The following is a 14,395-nucleotide window of genomic DNA, read 5'->3' on the forward strand; positions in this document are numbered from 1 at the left end:
CATGCCAGGTTATGACGACATTCGACGGGCTCAAATCCGTGTACAAGAACACATTAAGCAAACACCGATTGTAGAATCTCATTTACTCAATCAATGGTTAGGTAGCCGCATCCTGTTCAAAGCAGAATGCTTACAAACCACCGGGGCATTCAAAGTACGCGGCGCGCTGAATGCGTTGTCGGCTTACATAGAGCGTCATGGAAAGCCCCGTCAAGTGGTGGCCAACAGTTCCGGCAATCATGCCCAAGCGGTTGCCTGGGCTGCCCACAACCAGGGCATTCCGGCAACCATTTACACAACCCACACGGTGTCTGCTGTCAAAGCGGCGGCAACCCGTCATTATGGCGCACAGTTGTGTCAATTCAGCACCCGGGTGGAGGCTGACGAAGCAGTGCAGCGCGCAGCCGAACAGGACGGTGTGTTCTGGATCCCACCGTTTAATCACGAAGATGTCATCGCCGGCCAGGGCACCCTGGCACTGGATGCATTTTCTCAACTGAACGGGCTAAATATTGATGCCATCTGCACACCCTGCGGTGGCGGAGGCCTGCTTTCGGGAACCCTGCTGACAACCCGCCAACATTTCCCTACAGCCAAGGTGTTGGGAGCCGAGCCTGCCAACGCCAACGATGCCGCCCGTTCGCTGAAACTGGGACACATCGTCGGCCTGGAAGGGACCGCGAATACGCTGGCGGATGGTGCCGCAACCCCAAGTGTGGGTCCATTGACGTTTCCATTGCTACAACAGGTTGATGGTTTCTATGAAGTGGAAGAAACTGCCATTGCTTACTGGACCCAGTGGTTGCAACACTTACTAAAACTGCACATCGAACCCACCTCGGCCATGACACTTGAGGCAGTCGCCCGCTACCTGCAGCAGCAAGGACGGGGACAAACCATCATGGTGCTGATTTCAGGGGGCAATATCTCACCGCAAACCTCACAACAGGTGTGGTCTGTCGACCACTTACAAAAGGTACCGGATGGTCCCTTTATAAGTAGCGGAAGTTGTTGAAATTATAATCGGAACCTGACATAACTAGGGTATGAACGCCATCAAAAAGCTCTTAAAATTGTCTGCCAGGTCGAGACTTGCCGTCGCCTGCCTGCTGTTTTTTGCGCTTTTAAGCCCTTCAGCATTGGCAAAAAAATGCACCATTATTTATGCTCTCGAAGGCATACCCTATCAGAGTTTCAGCAGTCAGCTAGATGCCCTGCATTGGCATCTCAAACAACTCGATATCACCCTGATTGATTTGAACCATTGGCACAGCGCGCCACTGCACGAACCCCTCAGTGGGCGGGAGCGCGCCTTGCTGAGAGATCGCTTTGTACTCAATGCGCCGCACACCGGCGCGGTATTGCTGAACCGTCATGGCACCATTTTGCAACGTTATGAACATATGGTGGATTTGGTTGACTTGTTAATGACCTGTCAGTCGCCGCAACGCTCCCAACCACGGCATCGCCAGATGGCCAGCCAGCAATAGTAGGTTTGTAAACGTTTTCATTTCAGCGTCTGATAACGTACAGTAACCTCCAGTCCTAACAGTCTATCTCCTAACAGAGTCAGGAGTTCAGGTGACGTCTTCATCCCCTTTTCATGTGGTTATCGTCGGTGGCGGCAGTGCCGGATGGCTAACCGCAGGTTTGCTGGCAGCGCGATTTGGCAGCGGCACCAACGGGGCTTATAAGTTTACCCTGATAGAGTCACCGGATGTACCCACCATCGGCGTCGGTGAAGGCACCTGGCCGTCTATGCGCAACACCCTGCAGCAGATTGGCATCCGTGAAGGCGATTTTTTGCGCCAGTGTCACGCCAGTTTCAAACAAGGCTCCCAGTTCATTGGCTGGCGTAATGGCGCTGATGATGATCGGTATTATCACCCTTTCACCACGCCGCTTGGGTATGGACAGCTGGATCTACACGCAGCATGGGCTCGGCAATCGACACAATCATTTGCTGAATGGCTTTGTCCTCAGGTAGCGGTCAGTGAAGCCGGATGTGCGCCCAAGCAACTGGCAACGCCAGACTATGCTGGCGTGACCAACTACGGTTATCACCTCGATGCGGGGCAGTTTTCACGGATGCTGGAAGCGCATTGCACAAAAGTCCTGGGCGTCGATTATTTACAGGACCATGTTAACGGGGTACGCAGTCACAGCAATGGCGATATTGCGGCACTGGACTGCGCCCAACATGGCGAGTTGTCTGGCGATCTGTTCATCGACTGTTCCGGCATGACAGGTCTGTTGATAGACCAGCATTACGGGGTACCTTGGTTGTCGCAAAAATCCGTGTTGTTCAATGATCGTGCGGTGGCTGCCCAGGTGCCCTATGTACAGCCTGATCAGGACATTGTGTCTACGACCCTGAGTACCGCACAGGCGGCAGGCTGGATATGGGATATCGGCTTACAACACCGACGGGGAACCGGCTACACCTACAGCAGCAACCATTGTGATCAAGCCAACGCCGAAGCGACCCTCAGAGACTACCTTGCATTGCCCGAAGACAGCGAGGTGTCATTCCGCCATTTATCCTTTACTCCGGGCTATCGGGAGCAAATGTGGGTCAACAACTGCGTTGCCATCGGCATGTCTTCAGGCTTCATTGAACCATTGGAAGCGTCTGCACTGGCCATGGTTGAATTATCAGCGACCATGCTCGGTGATGACATGCCACGGGATCATCAGCACATGAAAATCGTGCGCGAGCGCTTCAATCAGCGTTTCCGCTACCGTTGGGAACGCGTCATTGAGTTTCTCAAACTGCACTACGTGTTGAGCCAACGCACTGAACCCTACTGGCAACAGAACCGAAATCCGGACACAATCCCTGAACGTCTGCAGACACTGTTGTCATTATGGTCCTATCAACCCCCCAACCGTCATGATTTCATTCAGAACGAAGAGGTATTTCCCTCCGCAAGCTATCAGTATGTGCTGTATGGAATGGGCTTCACCACCCAGCCAGCAGGAGACCACATACTGCAGCGCCAGCAGTCTCGCATCGCTGACATTGTGGCCAGCAATCAGCAGCAAACCCAACGTTTGTTGGGAGGACTACCCAGCAACAGGGCGTTACTTGACGCGATAGTGGCACAAGCTTAGCACCTCGGTTGAACGGTTGCGCGCCACGACTTTTTAAGGCAACGTAACTGCTACCCTATTTCCGGAGGCATTGTTTTGCGCATAATTACGCTCTTGGTTGGCTTTTTCGTTAGCCTGTCTGCATTGGCCAAACCGATCCAATTCGTGAACGTCAATGGCTATACCTACACTCCTCAAGGTGAGCTGCGGACCTTTTCCAGTATCGTTATCGAGGACGACATCGTTCTGGCCACCTACGAACCCGATTCAATGCAACACTGGCCCGAGGCACAGACGATTGATTTGGCCGGTAAAACCATGCTGCCGGGACTCATTGATGCCCATGGCCACTTACTCGGTCTGGGCGACACCCTGCTAAAAGTGGATGTGCGTGACCAGACCAGTGCCGAGCGCGCCGCCCAACAGGTACAGGCGTATGCCCAGGGCCATCCCCAACTGCGTTGGATTGTCGGACGGGGCTGGAACCAGGTGCTCTGGCCAGGCAAGCAATTCCCCACCGCCGCGCAACTGGATGAATACGTCAGTGACAGACCAGTATTTCTGGAACGGGTGGATGGACACGCCGCCTGGCTGAACAGCAAGGCTCTTACGGCAGCAGGCATCAATAAAGACAGCGTGTCACCACCGGGCGGAAAAATTGAAAAGGGCCCGGATGGCGAACCGACCGGGATCCTGATCGACAATGCCATGAACCTGGTTACGCCTTTATTGCCCAAAGCAGACGATGACTACCTGTCCGCCAGCCTTGAGGCGGCTGGTGAGCACCTGTTGTCGGTCGGGATCACCAGCATGCACGACGCGGGCATTCCGGCCAACGTGTACAACTTTTATCAACAACAGGCCACCCAACAGCGTATGCCGGTGCGGGTTTACGCCATGCTTGCCGCCACCGAACCCACCCTACTGACATTGCTGCAAAAAGGTCCGGTTTACAGTGATGACGGCATGCTGTCGATCCGCAGTGTCAAAGCCTACGGAGATGGCGCACTGGGTAGTCGTGGGGCAGCGTTACTCGCTCCCTACAGCGACGCTGCAGACAATCAGGGCTTGTTGCTGACCGCTGAACAGGACATGAAAGACCTGTTTGATACCGTTATCGGCTATGGCTATCAGCTCAACTATCATGCCATTGGTGACAAAGCCAATCGCTATGCTCTGGATCAATATCAGGACACCTTCAAGCGCGTTGGCGGCAAAGCCCTGCGCCACCGTATCGAACATGCCCAGGTGATCGCATTAACTGACATTCCCCGTTTCGCCGAGCTGTCAGTGATAGCCTCCGTCCAGCCTACTCACGCCACCAGCGACATGAATATGGCTGAGGATCGACTCGGCAAAGAGCGATTGAAAGGCGCTTATGCCTGGCAGCGATTGCTGGATGCCGGTGCGACATTGGCATTTGGCTCTGACTTTCCCGTCGAACTGGCCAATCCGTTTTACGGATTGCACGCCGCCGTCACCCGACAGGATCGCAATGATCAGCCAGTCAATGGCTGGATACCCGAACAAGGTGTAACCCTGCAACAGGCGTTTAAAGCCTTTACCCTTGATGCAGCGTATGCCGCCCATCAGGAACACCGATTGGGCACCTTAACGGCGGGGAAATACGCCGATTTTATTGTCATAGATCGAGACATCTTCCAGCGCCCCGCATCGGAATTGTGGCAAGTGAAAGTGGAACAGACCTGGCTGGCAGGTAAACAGGTCTATTCTGCACAATAAGGGCGCAGCGGACAGCCTATTGCTGGCGCAACAACACCATGTACAGGGTTGCGCCATAGTTGTCCGGTAAATCCCCGGGATAAGGGGCCGGGACAAATCCGTAGCGACGGTAACTGTGAATTGCTGCACTATTGTCCTGATGCACAAACAACGACACGCCGTTGGCCGGTTGATGTTGATATGCCTGCTCAATCAACGCGTCCATCAAGTGGTGCACAAGGCCTTTGCCGCGCTGCAAAGGCGAAATGGTCAGGCGGGCCAGGTGGTGCAATCCATGGCGCGAATAGCACTGTCCGAAACCCAACAGCGGGGTTGCAGCGCTTTTCAGCGCATGACTGCGAATACCGGGCATCTGCAACTGTTGAATAAAATCGTCCAATGACGGGGTCAGACGTACATCGGGCCCCGCCCATGCCTGTAAGGCTTGTGGCGTATCAAACCAGTCTTGCAGGGTCTGATAGTCAGACCGGGTGGGGGGCGTCAGATGATAAGACAATGTCATCTCCGATAGGGTAACCGCCGCCGTAGTATACCAATAACCGACGCATCGACACATAAAAGGAGTCAACCCGTACAATGGACATTAAACGCTACCAGGGTTTACTGTGGTTGGTTGCCGGACTGCTGATTGCGCTGATCGTACAGTTCACCTCACAGCCTCAGTGGAACAGCAAAGTTCAACGGGTACCGGTCACACAAGATGCCCAGGGGCAATGGACGTACACCCAGGGAGACACAACAACGGTGATCTCTGCCCAGCCCTATACCCAATCGCCGCTGCATCCGGACAACCTGCGTCAGGCTGCAACGCCGCCGGACGTTGAACAACAATGGGTGCTGATCGCAGGGGAAGAAAAGCCCGTTCGCCTACAAGCCTACAGTCATCAGGGCATGGCTTCGTTGCTGCCGGCCTTCCTTGCGATTGTGTTATGCCTGGTCACCCGGGAGCCGCTGATGGCACTGCTGGGTGGGGTCATCAGTGCCGCCATCTTGTTGGGACGATTCGACCTGAGCAGCGATGTGTTCATCCCCGCGCTGGCCACCGAAAGTGCCGCGGGCATTCTGATCCTCTATTTGTGGTTACTCGGCGGCCTGATGGGGATATGGGGGAAAACCGGTGCAGCACAGGCCTTTGCAGAACTGATGACACGGCGGGTAGTCCGCGGTCCGCGTTCGGCCAAGCTGGTGACCTGGTTGCTGGGCCTGATCTTTTTTCAGGGCGGCACCATGAGTACCGTACTGGTCGGCACAACCGTGAAGCCAATGGCCGACAAAGCCAATGTCAGTCATGAAGAGCTCAGTTACGTGGTCGATTCTACCGCATCGCCAATTGCCATCCTGATTGCCTTCAATGCCTGGCCAGCCTATGTGCAAGCGTTGATCTTTGTGCCGGGCGTGACCTTTCTGGCCACCGAGGCTGACCGCCTGAGCTTTTTCTTCGCCAGTGTACCGCTGAGCTTTTATGCCGTACTGGCAATTCTGAGTACTTTCCTGCTCAGTCTCGACAAACCCTGGTTTTGCAGTGCTGAAATGCGCCAGGCAATGCAGCGGGCCCGACGGGGAGAAGGGCTCAATCGTCCCGATGCCCAACCGTTGAGTGCAAAAGAGTTACATGCCGTGACACCTCCCGCAGACTATGCATCACACTGGGGTGAGTTTGTCTGGCCTCTGGTCACTCTGATCGTCGTCGCTATCGGCACGTTCATGTTCAATGACAGCCCACAAATACACTGGGCGTTTGGCGCCGCACTGTTGCTGGCAACCATCATGGCCATGGTCAAAGGTATGGGATTGCGCCAGGTGATGGAAGGCTTCGCCAACGGCTGGAAAGGTGTGGTTGTCGCGTCAGTGGTACTGATGCTGGCCATCACCCTCGGCGGACTGAGCAAAGAGCTGGGTGGCGGTAACTACCTGGTCCAACTGTTAGGCGACAAACTGCCGTTTTGGTGTCTACCTGTGCTGCTGCAATGGCTGACCATGGTCATTGCCTTTTCAACCGGCACCAGTTGGGGCACCTATGCGGTGGCATTTCCGTTGGCCATGCCACTGGTATGGGCGGTGGCGCAAAGCCAGGGGGTGGCTAATCCTGAGCTACTCATGATGCTGTGTTTCGCAGCGGTTTTAAATGGCAGTGTCTACGGCGATCAGTGTTCGCCGATATCCGACACCACCATTCTCAGCGCCATGACCACCGGTTGTGATTTGATGGATCATGTTCGAACCCAGTGGGTACCCGCAACATTTGCTGCTGTAGGGGCCAGTGTGCTGTGGACCGGCTGCGCACTGGTCTGGGTCTGACTCAACGTAGCATGTCTGCCAAACGATCTTTATTGCGACGAGAAAGGGTCAGGCTGTCGCCGCTTTTGAGGATGACTTCGTAGTCCCCTTTGATATTGGGGCGCAGCTCACAGATACTGTCCCGGCGTACAATACTGGAGCGATGAATCCGCACAAAAACGTCTGGATCGAGTTGCCGCTCAAGGCTGCTCAGGGTCTCCCGATGCAGGATCATGCCATCATCGAGCAGGTGCACTTCTGCATAATTGCCGGCGCCGGCAATGTAGTTAATATTACTGACGTCTATCAGGCGGATCCGTCCCGGCTCCTTGACCACCAGCCGGGACTTGTACGACTGGCGCCGTTCACTCATGGCATATTGCAACAACACCTGTAAGTTTTCATGGTGCTGAGTCCGATGGCTCAATTGCTCCCGGGCCTTACTCAGAGCGACACGGAACCGTTCATCTTCAAAGGGCTTGAGCAGATAATCCACCGCACACAGGTCAAACGCATTAACGGCAAACTCATCATAGGCCGTAACGAACACCACCACACTGTCTGGTGGTAGCTTCTCCGCCAATTGCAAGCCGGTCTGCCCCGGCATCTGGATGTCGAGAAAGATGATGTCGGGTTGCCAGTCATTGGCCAGTTGCAATGCTTCATTGCCGTCGCGTGCTTCGCGGATGTCACTTACCTCACCATCCTGCTCCAGCAACATCACGATAATGTTACGGGCAATCGGTTCATCGTCAGCAACCAAAACTTTAAGCATCATCGCCTCCTACCGGGATGATCAGGGTAGTGATATAGGTATCCTCGTTTTCAGACTGACAGGACAATACAAACTGCTCGCCGTACAAGTGCTTCAGGCGCTGACGACAGTTGTCCAGGCCAATACCGAACCCGCCATGGTTGTCCGTTTTAGATACACGATTGGACAACACCAGAGTAAGCTTGCCATGGTCAACCTTGCCCCTTAACGACAATATGTTCTCATCACTTTCCAACTGGGACCCGTGCTGAACAGCATTCTCCACCAGGGTATGCAGCAGCATAAACGGGAGTTCACATTCCAGCGTATCCGGATCCAGGGCGATGCGAATGGACAGTTTGTTGCTAAAGCGTAGCTGCTGGATTGACAGATAGCTGTCAATGAAGGCCATTTCGGTAGCCAGCGTGGTCAGTTGCTGCTTCTGGTTCTCCAGCACTTTACGAAACATTTTTGATAATTCGCTCAGCGCTTTGACCGCCGCATCGGTCTCTTTCATACGCACCAGGCCTGAAATGGTGTTCAGCGCGTTGAACAGAAAATGGGGGCTTAACTGAGACTTCAGCGCCTGTAGCTCAACACTCAGCAACTGATTGCTGAGTACCTGATTCTGGAGGGCCTGGTCCCGGCTGTGTTGATAGTAATGCAAGGTTAACCCAAAGCTGGCCACCGCCAGGTACACCAGAAGGTCCATGTGCAGCGGGCTGACCATCAGGTGATTGAACACCTCACTGGCTACCGACCAGTGCCATTCACCGCTACCGTGCAACCAGGTCGCAAAAAATACCGTCAGCGCCCAATAAATTGTCATGGAAAGCACCAGGATCAGGGCCTGAAAACCGATAAACCGCGCCCACTTGCCCTCTTGATAGGGGGTCGCGCGGATCGCGGCAATGATGAATGGCGCCACCAGTGCCCAGTTGCCCCACCAGGGCAGAAAATCGAGCCAGGTCGATACAAAATTGGACGGCCGGCCGTAGAACAACCGGGTGCGGTGAGTATGATCCGCGGCAATCGTATTCAGCACCAACCAAAACAGCACATTGGAGAGGCAGAACAGCCGGGAAGGGAAATAGTCAATCAGCCTTTTCATTCACGTACAACTTACTCATGAGCATATCCATTGATGTCTTCATGGCATTAACGCCCATCCTGAAGGCGCAATTATCAGGCACTGAGACGGGTTTTGGCAAATCAGCCCCGGTCCGGGGGCTTGAAAAGCGGGGATTTTAGCGGTTTTGGCTGTCTATTTCTGCACCAGATCAGACCGTTAAACGTCGATATTCGGCAGTTTGTCCCACCGTTCATGCAGACGGTGTATTTGCCCGGCAAACCCCGCATTGGCCAACTAAACTGCGATACGGGGAAGTCCAAGCTGCGGAAAGTGTGATCAGTGGGTTAATTCTTCCAGTTTACTGCGGTTGCGCCGGGACAGAGTCAGGACTTCACCGGAGCGCAAAATCACCGAGTAATCTCCTTTATCATTGGGGCGCAATTCGGTCACTGCACTGCGACGCACAATCGATGATCGATGAATGCGCACAAACACCTCTGGATCGAGCTGGGTCTCCAGCGTGGTCAAGGTTTCCCGTTGCAGCACCTGTTTACCGTCCAACAAATGGATCTCGGCATAATTGCCTGCACCGGTGATAAACTCAATCTGATCAACATCGACCAGACGTATTCGACCGGGCTCACGGATCACGAGGCGAGTTTTGAACGGTTGATGCTGTTCCGCCAGTAAGCCCTGCAGGGCATTACTGATTTTGGCGTAGTCCTGTTGATGATTTTCACGGTACTTGGTCCTGGCCCGCTCCAGGGCGCGGAAAAAGCGCTCGTCTTCGAAAGGCTTAAGCAGATAGTCGATGGCATTCAGTTCAAAAGCAGCAACCGCATGCTCGTTGTAAGCGGTGGCGAAAATCACGATGCTCGACGAAGGTATCTCCCGTGCCACATCAATACCACTTAATCCCGGCATTTCAATGTCCAGAATAACGATATCCGGCTGGTGTTGAATCACCATATCCCGGGCTTGCAGGCCGTCTTCCGCCTCCAGCACCATTCCAATATCAGACTGTTCTTCCAGCAACAACTTGACCGTGTCCCGGGCCAGGCCTTCGTCGTCTGCAATCAATACTTTAAGCATCCAGCTCCCCTATGGGTATTGCCAGCAGTGTTTCAAACAAGTCATCGTCCAACGGGCGTAATTCCAATAAATAGTGGCTGTAAAGGCGTGATAAGCGTTCGCGGGTGTTGGTCAGTCCTATGCCAAACCCTTCGTGCTTGTCGTTCTTGGCCACTTTATTGGTGAGCCTGATGTTCAGTTCACCGCTGTTTATTCTTATGTCCAAACTGAGGAGGTTTTTGTTCGATTCAAGCTGCGAACCATGTTGAACCGCATTCTCCACCAAGGGATGTAATATCATGTTCGGAATTTCAATGTCCAGACAATCTGGCGCGATGGTAATTTTTGTATCCAACTTTTCTGTAAATCGAAGTTTCTGAATCGCCAGATAGCTGTCAATAAAGGCCACTTCATCACGCAATTTCACATCGGTACTGTTTTTATGTTCGAGGATTTTCCGCAGCATGTTGCTCAATTCAGACAGAGCTCTGACCGCCTCTTTTTCACGCTTAAGTCTGACCAGACTGGCGACCGTATTCAGGGCATTGAACAGAAAGTGTGGATTGAGCTGCGAATGCAGAGACTTCAGTTGCTCGTCGAGCAGTGCAGCCTGTAACTGGCGAATCTCAACCCGCTCTTCCAGACGCTTGCGGACATAACAAATGCCGATACTGACAAACACCGTACACCCGTACAGCAAGATGTCCAGCTGAAAGGCAATCTTGGTCAGGTTCTCCCAGTAGTAGCTCATGTCTGGCGACACGATCAGGGTTTTAAAAAACACCGCATTGGGGAAGTACACCAGACTGACCAGGGGAATGAACAGCGCATGCTGTAACACAGCGCGCACCAGGTTGGTGAACGTTTCGTATTGCCAGCGCACAAAGGCATAGGTGAGCGGTGCAATCCAGATCCAGTTGAAATACCACGGACTGAACAACAGCCAGGCATCCAGCCAGCTCATTTTGGTGTCGACAGCGACCATGGCCCGGTATTGCAGATTGGTAAACAGGGCGTGAAAAGCCAGCCAAAAGAAAACGTTGGCGATAAAAAAGGGCCGTCGTGGCAGGTATCCCAGTATGCGTTCCAACATAGGTGTTGCGGTTCATTCTCAAAAAGGGCCAATCAACATACCTTGTTCACGCACGTTGCACCAGCCCCCAGAAACCTCCTGTTACAGGTCATTCATCCCTGAAATCTGTTCACTCTTCGCAAGTTTCCCCGTTTTGTCCCTTCGCAGCGACCATTTATCACCCCGTTCTGACGATTAGCGGAATGGCACTAGTGAAGACTGCGCCATGGGCATAGCTTAACGTCAGATAACTACCGTTATCGACAACAAAAACGCTTATCGGGCGATTCATCGTTCGGTAACAGGGAGAAAATACATGTTTAATAACTCTAAGCTCGCTCGATCTGTTCGTCGGGCCATTGTACTGGGAGCGGCCTCGGCGGCAGCGCTCAGCACAATGCAACTGCAGGCTCAGGAAGCTGATGCGGCAGCAGAAGAAGCTGCCAATCTTGAAGTCATCGCCATTACCGGTAGCCGCATTCGTGCACCGGGTGTCGAATCCTCCAGCCCGATCATGAGTATCGGCGATGAGGAAATCGGCAAACTGGGTACACCAGAATTTGAACGGGTTATCCGTTCACTGCCCTCCACCATTCCTGCCGACGGCGGTAACGTGAACAACGGTACTGCCGGTGCGGCCACCATCGATTTGCGCGGCCTCGGTGCACAGCGTAACCTGGTGCTGCTGAACGGCAAACGTATGGTGCCATTTAACTTTAATGGCCAGGTAGATACCGCCAACATCCCCACGGCATTGATTGAGCGTATTGATGTACTGACCGGTGGTGCGTCCACCGTGTACGGTTCCGATGCGATTTCCGGTGCGGTCAACGTTATCCTGAAAAACAACTTTGAAGGTGCGGCGCTGGACATCAATCACTCCCAGACGTCGGAAAGCGACGGTGATCAGGACAACATTGCCCTGACCCTGGGTGCAAACTTTGATGGTGACCGCGGTAACGCAGTACTGTCAGTCAGTTGGATGGACCGTAAACCCATTCTGTTGGGTGACCGTCCATTGGGTCAATTCGGTATCAACTCCAACAGCGGTTCTGGCCTGGCTGAATACCTGGCGGGTGAAGAAGCCATCCTGCCACCGGCAGGCTGTCAGGGCCCTAACGTGGTCGACATCAATGGCTCCGGTTCAACCACCGCCATTCCGACCCGCTTCGAGCTGATTGGTACTGGTGTGAGTGGCCAGTTCCGTGAAGACGGTACTCTGGGCGCCAACTGTAGTTTGTTCAACTTCAACCCCTTCAACTACTACCAGACGCCAGCCGAGCGCTACAGCGCAACCGCACTGGCTCGCTACCAGATCAACGATGATCACGAGTTCTATTCCTCGTTCAACTTCACCAACACCACGGTAGAGCAACAGGTAGCACCGTCAGGTACCTTCGGTCAGGCGTTTAACCTGCCGTTGTACAACCCGCTGATCGGTTCTCAGGCGCTGGACTTTATCATCGACGGTGCTAACGCCGCAGTATTGAGTGGCACCCTTCTCGACGGTGGCAGCTGGACCGATGCCAATGGCAACGGAGTGGTTGATACCGAAGATTCACTGAACGTACGTCTGCGTCGTCGTACCCTGGAACTGGGACCACGTACCGAGCGTTACGATTCTGAAATCTGGCAGTTGAACACCGGTGTTCGTGGTGCCTTTTACGGTGACTGGAACTATGACTTCTCCTATCAGTATGGCGAAGCCAACCGTACCACCGTGCGTGACGGCTACACCAACCTGCCCAACATCCAGAACGCGCTGGACACCCGTGACGGTGTAACCTGTGCGGTCGGCGGCAACTGTGTGCCGATCAACCTGTTTGGTGGCTTCGGTACCATCACTGAAGACATGGCAGCCTATGCCCGTGCCATCGCGATTCAACAACAAAAATACGAACAGGAAATCATCTCTTTCGTATTGGATGGCCCGGTAGACGGCATCGAGTTGCCGACTGCAGCCGGTCCTCTGGCCATGAGTGTGGGTTATGAGCACCGTAAAGAAACCGGTTTGCTTGAGCCTGACGAGTGTCTGAAAGAGTCACCTGCCAGCTGTCAAGGTGGTGCCGGCGGTAACCTGTTACCGATCAAAGGTGGCTTCACTGTGGAAGAGTTCTTCCTCGAAGGTATCCTGCCAATCTTCGATGGTCAGCCCTTTGCTGAACGTCTGGACGTAGAGTTCGGTTTCCGTACCTCCGACTATGACTCTGTCGGCTCTGTTGATTCCTGGAAGTTAGGTTTCAACTGGCGCCCGGTTGAAGAAGTGATGTTCCGTGTTATGCAGCAACGCGCAAACCGTGCTCCTAATGTTGGCGAGTTGTCTTCTCCGGTAACCACCGGTCTGGACAATGCGGTACAGGATCCCTGTTCAGTTGCCAACGCGGCTAACATTGACGCAAACCTGCGTCAGCTGTGTGTATCCACCGGCATGAGCGAAGCACAGGTTGGTGTGGTACCGGACATCATCTCCGGTCAGATCAATACCTTCAACGGTAGCGATCCTGCTAACCCTCCAGGTCCTGAGAAAGCCGATACCACCACAGCCGGTATCGTGTGGACACCTGATTTTGCCTGGGCCAATGACTTCACCTTGTCTGTTGATTACTACAACATCGAAATCGAAGACATCATTGGTAGCTTCTCTGCCCAGGAAATCATGGACGCCTGTTACAAGAACGGCGATACCGCTGAGTGTGCCAAAATCATCCGTGTGGGTGGTGACCTGACAGGCTCTTCCGCCGGTGTGCAGCAGTTCATTACCAACCTGAAGTATCTGCAGGCTGAAGGTATCGAAATCGGCTTCAACATGAACTTCGATTTGGATGACATGGGTAGCCTGGCGTTCTCCGGAACCATCAACAAGTACCTGACCCAAGAGTCTCAAAGCTCTGACACCGTACCGGTACTGGATTGTAAAGGTTACTACGGCACCAGCTGTGACCCTATCTCCGACCTGCGTTGGATCCAGCGGACTACCTGGAGCTATGACGATTTCGAATTGTCATTGCTGTGGCGTCACATTGACGGCGTAGACGTTGAACCAGGCGAAGCATCACTGCGCTTTGAGCAGTTCCGTAAGATTGATTCTTACGATTACTTCGACCTGTACGGTAGCTGGGCGTTCCATGAGAACATGACGTTCACCCTGGGTATCGACAACATGTTCGACAAAGATCCACCGGTTGTGGGTAACGATGTAGGTGACACCAGCTCTAACTCTGGTAACACCTTCCCCAGTAACTACGACGCCATTGGTCGTGTTTACAAAGCGGGCATCCGTTTCCGCTTCTAATCCAGCATGGTCGCAAGACCT

The 14,395-nt window shown here is 53.7% G+C and carries 11 protein-coding genes; 6 read left to right on the forward strand and 5 right to left on the reverse strand.

The window, feature by feature from the left end; translation table 11 throughout:
* Position 1: 1 nt before the first annotated feature.
* The 4 genes from LJ739_RS16585 to LJ739_RS16600 all read left to right on the forward strand — a co-directional run bounded on the left by LJ739_RS16585 (position 2) and on the right by LJ739_RS16600 (position 4,836).
* On the forward strand, positions 2–1,015 hold the full coding sequence (locus LJ739_RS16585) for a serine/threonine dehydratase (protein ID WP_229162285.1): 1,014 nt from the start codon (positions 2–4) through the stop codon (positions 1,013–1,015).
* Between the two features lie 124 nt (positions 1,016–1,139).
* Complete coding sequence (locus LJ739_RS16590; protein ID WP_229162287.1) at positions 1,140–1,490, forward strand: hypothetical protein; 351 nt, start codon at positions 1,140–1,142, stop codon at positions 1,488–1,490.
* 91 nt (positions 1,491–1,581) lie between these two features.
* Entirely contained in the window at positions 1,582–3,114 is a 1,533-nt protein-coding gene (locus tag LJ739_RS16595; RefSeq protein ID WP_229162288.1) for a tryptophan halogenase family protein, read from the forward strand.
* 75 nt (positions 3,115–3,189) lie between these two features.
* Positions 3,190–4,836, forward strand: coding sequence for an amidohydrolase (locus LJ739_RS16600; RefSeq protein ID WP_229162289.1), 1,647 nt, complete (start codon positions 3,190–3,192; stop codon positions 4,834–4,836).
* Between the two features lie 16 nt (positions 4,837–4,852).
* Here LJ739_RS16600 and LJ739_RS16605 read toward each other — a convergent pair whose 3' ends face one another.
* Positions 4,853–5,332 (reverse strand): GNAT family N-acetyltransferase, encoded by a 480-nt coding sequence (locus LJ739_RS16605; protein ID WP_229162290.1) that lies wholly within the window; start codon positions 5,330–5,332, stop codon positions 4,853–4,855.
* Between the two features lie 80 nt (positions 5,333–5,412).
* On the opposite strand from LJ739_RS16605, the gene LJ739_RS16610 reads away from it, so the two are divergent.
* Positions 5,413–7,134, forward strand: coding sequence for a Na+/H+ antiporter NhaC family protein (locus LJ739_RS16610; protein ID WP_229162291.1), 1,722 nt, complete (start codon positions 5,413–5,415; stop codon positions 7,132–7,134).
* A 1-nt stretch (position 7,135) separates the two neighbouring features.
* On the opposite strand, the gene LJ739_RS16615 is transcribed toward LJ739_RS16610, so the two are convergent.
* The 4 genes from LJ739_RS16615 to LJ739_RS16630 all read right to left on the reverse strand — a co-directional run bounded on the left by LJ739_RS16615 (position 7,136) and on the right by LJ739_RS16630 (position 11,103).
* Positions 7,136–7,888: a LytR/AlgR family response regulator transcription factor gene (locus LJ739_RS16615; RefSeq protein ID WP_229162292.1), complete on the reverse strand. Its 753-nt coding sequence runs from the start codon at positions 7,886–7,888 to the stop codon at positions 7,136–7,138.
* The gene (locus tag LJ739_RS16620) at positions 7,881–8,978 is read right to left on the reverse strand and encodes a sensor histidine kinase (RefSeq protein WP_229162293.1); all 1,098 of its coding nucleotides are present in this window, start codon (positions 8,976–8,978) and stop codon (positions 7,881–7,883) included. The genes LJ739_RS16615 and LJ739_RS16620 overlap by 8 nt, the downstream gene beginning before the upstream one ends.
* Positions 8,979–9,275: 297 nt before the next feature.
* On the reverse strand, positions 9,276–10,031 hold the full coding sequence (locus tag LJ739_RS16625; RefSeq protein WP_229162294.1) for a LytR/AlgR family response regulator transcription factor: 756 nt from the start codon (positions 10,029–10,031) through the stop codon (positions 9,276–9,278).
* Positions 10,024–11,103, reverse strand: a complete 1,080-nt coding sequence (locus LJ739_RS16630; protein WP_229162295.1) for a sensor histidine kinase — start codon at positions 11,101–11,103, stop codon at positions 10,024–10,026. Before LJ739_RS16630 ends, LJ739_RS16625 begins: the two co-directional genes overlap by 8 nt.
* A gap of 295 nt (positions 11,104–11,398) precedes the next feature.
* On the opposite strand from LJ739_RS16630, the gene LJ739_RS16635 reads away from it, so the two are divergent.
* Positions 11,399–14,374, forward strand: coding sequence for a TonB-dependent receptor domain-containing protein (locus tag LJ739_RS16635; protein WP_229162296.1), 2,976 nt, complete (start codon positions 11,399–11,401; stop codon positions 14,372–14,374).
* The last annotated feature ends 21 nt before the right edge of the window (positions 14,375–14,395 follow it).

The organism is Fluctibacter halophilus, assembly GCF_020687825.1.
GTDB lineage: Bacteria > Pseudomonadota > Gammaproteobacteria > Enterobacterales > Alteromonadaceae > Fluctibacter > Fluctibacter halophilus.